The sequence below is a fragment of the Gemmatimonadales bacterium genome (assembly GCA_030697825.1).
Classification (GTDB): Bacteria; Gemmatimonadota; Gemmatimonadetes; order Gemmatimonadales; family JACORV01; genus JACORV01.
Genome location: JAUYOW010000207.1, coordinates 1 through 5,747, shown reverse-complemented (window position 1 = coordinate 5,747; position 5,747 = coordinate 1). Strand labels below are relative to the sequence as shown.

General features: G+C 68.5%; 6 protein-coding genes. 4 read left to right on the top strand and 2 right to left on the bottom strand.

Annotation, left to right across the window (positions count from 1 at the left end):
- A partial coding sequence (locus Q8Q85_10975; protein ID MDP3774775.1) for a hypothetical protein occupies window positions 1–207 on the bottom strand: 207 nt, incomplete at its 3' end.
- A 311-nt stretch (window positions 208–518) separates the two neighbouring features.
- On the opposite strand from Q8Q85_10975, the gene Q8Q85_10970 reads away from it, so the two are divergent.
- The 4 genes from Q8Q85_10970 to Q8Q85_10955 all read left to right on the top strand — a co-directional run bounded on the left by Q8Q85_10970 (window position 519) and on the right by Q8Q85_10955 (window position 5,178).
- Window positions 519–2,228, top strand: a complete 1,710-nt coding sequence (locus tag Q8Q85_10970; protein ID MDP3774774.1) for a sodium:solute symporter family protein — start codon at window positions 519–521, stop codon at window positions 2,226–2,228.
- A 7-nt stretch (window positions 2,229–2,235) separates the two neighbouring features.
- Window positions 2,236–2,445, top strand: a complete 210-nt coding sequence (locus tag Q8Q85_10965) for a hypothetical protein (GenBank protein MDP3774773.1) — start codon at window positions 2,236–2,238, stop codon at window positions 2,443–2,445.
- Window positions 2,446–2,538: 93 nt separating this feature from the next.
- Window positions 2,539–3,837: a diphosphate--fructose-6-phosphate 1-phosphotransferase gene (pfp, locus tag Q8Q85_10960; GenBank protein ID MDP3774772.1), complete on the top strand. Its 1,299-nt coding sequence runs from the start codon at window positions 2,539–2,541 to the stop codon at window positions 3,835–3,837.
- A 219-nt stretch (window positions 3,838–4,056) separates the two neighbouring features.
- Window positions 4,057–5,178 (top strand): alpha/beta hydrolase-fold protein, encoded by a 1,122-nt coding sequence (locus Q8Q85_10955; protein MDP3774771.1) that lies wholly within the window; start codon window positions 4,057–4,059, stop codon window positions 5,176–5,178.
- A gap of 14 nt (window positions 5,179–5,192) precedes the next feature.
- On the opposite strand, the gene Q8Q85_10950 is transcribed toward Q8Q85_10955, so the two are convergent.
- Window positions 5,193–5,747, bottom strand: a 555-nt coding sequence (locus Q8Q85_10950; protein ID MDP3774770.1) for a hypothetical protein, incomplete at its 5' end; no start/stop codon positions are given.

The window sequence follows — 5,747 nt, the reverse complement described above, 5'->3', positions numbered from 1 at the left end:
TACCGCCGGCCCGGCGTCAGGAACGAGAGCGGGACGTCGAGCGTGCGGCCTTCCTCGTCCGTGATGGCGCCCACGAACCAGGTCCACGTCGCGGCGGTCGCGCGCCAGGCTGTAGTACAGCTTGCCCTCGCGGAGCTCGACCGTGACCTGGTTGCGGCCGTCGGGGGAGGCGACGCGGACCTGGCCCACGAGCGGGCCGGTGGTCACAGCGAGCGCGGTAGCGGCGACGACAGGCACAAGGAAGCGAGCGCAGCGAAGCATGTACCTCTCCGGAGTCTGGAGTCGGGCCCCGACGTGGATGGCGAATCGCCGACCGCCTCGCCGCCGGCGTCGATCAACCTCGGCGAAATAGTAGAGCAGCGGCCGCCCTTCGGCCAGCGCGGGCTGACTCCCGGCTTGCGTCCCGGTGCCACAAGGCTGTATGTCCTGGGCGTCGCGACGCTCCCGGCGAACCGAGACCGGGGCAGGGCGGCGTGCAGCGCGTCCCTCGTACGGACCATTTTCCGAGAGCACCGCCCGTGCAGCAGATCCACCTCGGCGCGATCGACTACGCCATCCTGCTCGTCTACTTCGCCTTCGTGCTCGGCATCGGCTGGGTGCTGCGGCGATACGTCAGGAGCAGCGAGGATTTCTTCCTCTCGGGACGCTCTATCCCGGCATGGATCGCCGGGCTCGCGTTCCTCTCCGCGAACCTCGGCGCGCAGGAAGTGATCGGGATGGCGGCTTCGGGCGCCAAGTACGGGATGATGACGAGCCACTTCTACTGGGTCGGCGCGATCCCCGCCATGGTGTTCGTCGGGATCTTCATGATGCCGTTCTACTACGGCTCGCGTGCGCGCTCCGTGCCGGAGTACCTCAAGCTGCGGTTCGACGAGAAGACCCGGGGCTTCAACGCGATCACCTTCGCCGTGATGACGGTGTTCTCCTCGGGCATCTCGATGTACGCGCTCGCGAAGCTGCTCGAGCTCGTGCTCGGGTGGAGCTTCCACACCAGCGTGGTGCTGTCGGCCGTCATCGTCCTGGCCTACATCTTCCTCGGCGGCCTGACGTCCGCGATCTACAACGAGGTGCTGCAGTTCTTCCTCATCGTCCTGGGCTTCCTCCCGCTGGTGCTCCTCGGTCTCAGGGACGTGGGCGGCTGGGACGGGCTGACCGCGAAGCTCGATACCGTCGCGACGAACGCCGGGTACGCCGCCGGCGCCTGGTCCGACTCGTGGCGTCACCTGGATGCGGCCAGCGCCAACCCCATGGGCGTCGAGTGGTTCGGCATGGCGATGGGGTTGGGGTTCGTGCTGTCGTTCGGCTATTGGTGTACGGACTTCCTGGTCGTCCAGCGGGCCATGGCCGCCGACTCGATGACCGCCGCGCGCCGCACGCCCCTGATCGCGGCGTTCCCGAAGATGTTGTTCCCCGCGCTCGTGATCCTGCCGGGGATGATCGCCATCGCGCTGCACGAGACCGGCGGAGGACTGCTCCCGATCGGCAGCGACGGGACGCCGAACTACAACCTCGCGGTCCCCGTGATGCTCGCGCACTACCTGCCGTCGGGTCTGCTGGGCCTCGGCCTCACCGCGCTCATGGCGTCGTTCATGTCGGGCATGGCCGGGAACGTCACGGCGTTCAACACCGTGTGGACCTTCGACATCTACCAGTCGTACATCCGGCCGGGGCAGCCGGACCGGCACTACCTGCGGATGGGTCACGTGGCCACGGTGGTCGGGATCCTCCTCAGCGTGGCCGCGGCGTACGCCACGACGCGGTTCAACAACATCATGGACATGCTCCAGCTCGTCTTCGCGTTCGTCAACGCGCCGCTGTTCGCGACGTTCCTGCTGGGGATGTTCTGGCGCCGGGCCACGGGCCACGGGGCGTTCTTCGGCCTGCTGATCGGGACGGCGGCCGCTGCGTTCCACCACGGGCTCGCGCTGTCGCAGGGCGCGGCGCCCGGCCTCAAGGGTGGGTTCCTGGGTGCGGTGCTGCACACCTACCCGAGCGAGATGGCGCAGAACTTCTGGACCGCCATCTACGCGTGGACCGCCTGCTTCGTGGCGACGATCGTGATCTCGCTCGTGACGGCGCGCAACAAGTCCGACGACGATCTCAAGGGACTGGTGTACGCCCTGACGCCCCGCCTGACGGACCGCGAGCTGCCGTGGTACAAGCGACCCGCCACCCTCGGCGTCGTCGTGCTGGGGTTCACGCTCGTGCTCAACGTGATCTTCTGGTGAGGGCTCGATGAACCTGGACCTGCGACTGCCGATCGGGCTGATGTTCGCGATCTTCGGCGCGCTGCTGACGGTGTACGGGCTCACGTCAGACGCCGCGATCTACGCCCGGTCACTCGGGATCAACGTGAATCTCTGGTGGGGACTGGTGCTGCTCGCGTTCGGGCTCGTGATGCTCGCGTTCGCGATCCGGGCGCGGAAGCGGCTCGGCAGGCGCTAGATTGTCTCGTAGCGGAAGTCGAGCAGGAGCTTCGCGCCGGCTGCCTTCTGCACCGCGGCGGAGCGCTTGGGACCCACCAAGGTGCGGCGTACCATGAGCGAGCGCAGGAAGGTCGCGATCCTCGTCGGCGGCGGGCCGGCGCCCGGTATCAATGCGGTGATCGGCGCGGCCACGATCCGCTGCGTCCTGGACGGAGTCGACGTGCTGGGCATCCAGGACGGGTTCGAGTGGATCATGCATGGCGACATCGACCACGTCCTCCCCCTCAACATCGAACGGGTAAGCCGTATCCACTCTCGCGGCGGCTCGATCATCGGCATCGCCCGCGCCAATCCCACGACGGATTCCCGCCTCCTCGAGAACACGGTCCTCTCGCTGCTGCGCCTCGACGTGGCGCAGCTGATCACGATCGGCGGTGATGATACCGCCTACACGGCGATGCGCCTTGAGGAGCAGTCGGCGGGCCGCGTTCACGTCGTGCACGTGCCCAAGACGATCGACAACGACGTCGGGTTGCCGCCGGAGATCGATACGTTCGGGTTCCAGACGGCTCGCCATCATGGCGCCGAGATCGTCAAGAACCTGATGGTCGATGCTCACACCACGTCGCGCTGGTACTTCGTCATCGCCATGGGCCGGAAGGCGGGGCACCTCGCGCTGGGGATCGGGAAGGCGGCCGGAGCGACGCTCACGCTCATACCGGAGGAGTTCGGCCTCCGCGGGATCCCGTTCAAGGCGATCACCGACACGCTGGTAGGGGCCATCATCAAGCGGCTGGCCCTGGGGAAGCGGTACGGGGTGGCGGTCATCGCGGAGGGGGTGGTCGAAGGCATCGATCCCAGCGACCTGGCGGGGATCGAGGGAGTTGAGCGCGATGCGCATGGCAACCTCCGCATCGCCGAGGTCGCCATCGGGGGGATCCTGAAGCGGGCGGTGCAGGAGCGGCTGCGGCAGTTCGGGCTCACGACCACGATCGTCGCGAAGGACATCGGCTACGAGCTGCGATGCGCCGACCCGATCCCGTACGACGTCGAGTACGCCCGGGACCTGGGGTACTGTGCCGCGAAGTACCTGCTGTCGGGGGGTCGTGCGGTGATGGTCTCGATGCAGGGCGGCGAGTTCGTGCCCATACCCTTTCGGCAGCTGCTCGACGCGGCGACGGGCCGCACGCGCATCCGCTACGTGAACATCCATTCGACGCGCTATGCGATCGCGCGCCGGTACATGATCCGGCTGCGTCGCGACGACTTCGCAAACCCGCACGAGATCGCCCGCTTCGCCTCGGTCGCGCACCTCTCGCTGGAGGAGTTCCGCGACCAGTTCGAGGGCCTCGTGCGGGACGAGCCGCCGCCGCTGGACCTCGAGGCGCCGCAGTCTCCGCCCGCGACTTGAGAAGACACCGTCCGCGCACCTCCGTTGTCGCATGACCAAGACTCGCGTCCTCGGCGGCGAGCGGACGTGACGCGGGTTCACGTTCGGCGTGACCAGCTGAGGCGTTCGCCCATGCGCCTGACTCGCACCTTCGCCGCCCTGCTCGCCGCTGCGTCCTGCGCCCCGATGAGGCAGCCCGCACCCGATCTCGCCCCCGCATGCTGCACAGCGACCATTCGTGTGACTGTGCCGGAAGGCACGGGCACCGTCTATCTCGCCGGCAGCCTTCCGGAGCTCGGACCGTGGCATCCGGACGGCCGTGCCATGGTGGGAGTGGGGCGCGAGCGCACCGCAAGCGTCACGGTGCCGCGCGGCACTACATTCGAGTACAAGTTCACGCTGGGCTCCTGGGACCGCGAGGCGCTCGGCCCCGCCGGCACGGTCCCGCCGAACAACCGGCTCCTCATCGACGGCACCGTCGAGGCCGTTCATGAGATCACCGGCTTCAAGAGGGACCCGAGAGAGTACATGGCCGACTGGGCGGGCTCTGGCGTCGAGGGCCGCCTCGTCTACTGGCCGGATGTCGCGTCCGCGTTCCTGGGGCCGACGCGCCACGTCGAGATCTGGCTGCCACCCGGCTACGACAGCACTCGATCCACGCGCTATCCCGTCCTTTACATGCACGACGGGCAGAACCTGTTCGACCCGCGGATTGCGAACACGGGTGTTGACTGGGGCGTCGACGAAGCGGTGGTGCGGCTCGCCCGGCGCGGCACCATTCCGCCCGTGATCGTCGTGGGCGTCTGGAGTACCGCCGAGCGCGGCGCAGAATACTCGCCCTGGCATCGCGCGAGCGCCTACGCCCGCTTCCTCATCGAAGAGCTGATGCCGCGGGTCAACGCGGAATTCCGCACCCTGACGGGACCACAGAACACGGCCGTCATGGGCTCGTCCATGGGTGGGCTGCTGTCATTCTACCTGGTGGCGCACCACCCCGACGTGTTCGGCGCCTGCGGCTGCGAGTCCACGCATTTCCCGCTCTCGGAGGCGGTGGTGGCGCGCACCTTCACGAGCGTCGCCCCCGTGGCGAACCCGGACACGACGCCCTACATCGTGCGCGACATCGAGCGAGGGCTGAGGGTTCCGCGGGGGGCGCGATACCGGTTCGACTACGGCTCGCTGGGGCTCGACTCCGCGTATGGGCCGAGCCATGAGGTCGTGCGCGCCTGGCTGCGGAGGCAGGGTTTCGTGGAGGGCCGGGACTTCGTGATCCGCCGCTATGAGGGCGCCACCCACAACGAGGCGTCATGGCGCGCCCGGCTCGACGACCCGCTGACCTTCCTGTTCGGAAGGCGGCGCTGAGTGACGGCGCGCGCCTAACGCCCCGCCGGGCCGGCGCCGGCCGGCCGGCCGAAGCCCAGGGTGATCCACTCCACCTCCACGCCGTAACTGCCCGGCGTGACCGTGACGCCGTCCTCGCGCCGCAGGGAGAGTTGCAGCCGCTCCACCCGGTCTAGCCGCAGGCGATCTGCGCTGCCGCCTCGCCCTGCCGCGGGTCCCACCCAGTAGCTCCACTCGCCGGGGAATCCTTGCGGAAGCAGGATGCCACGGCCACCACCTCGCAATCGAGTGTGTGCAGGTTGGGCGCGACGAGGCTCCGCTGGACGGTCCGCCAGCAGCGGATCCGTGATGTGCAGCCGGTCCTTGCGGATCAGGTAGACGGGCCGATACAGCCCGTGGTAGATGTTGAAGTCGAGTTGGGCCAGCGGCTTGGGGCCGGTGATCGGGTTGTCGCGGTTGTCCAGGCGGACGGCCAGCAGGTAGTCCCTGCCGGGCTGCACGCGCTCGGTGATGTCGAGCACGAACGGGAGATAGCCGCCCAGGTGGCCGCCCACGCGCTCGCCGTCGAGCCAGACGTCGGCCACGTTCAT

Excerpts from the sequence above, each read along its gene's own strand:
- Q8Q85_10965 (MDP3774773.1), top strand. The coding sequence starts at position 2,236 with ATGAACCTGGACCTGCGACTGCCGATCGGGCTGATGTTCGCGATCTTC.
- pfp (MDP3774772.1), top strand. The coding sequence starts at position 2,539 with ATGAGCGAGCGCAGGAAGGTCGCGATCCTCGTCGGCGGCGGGCCGGCG.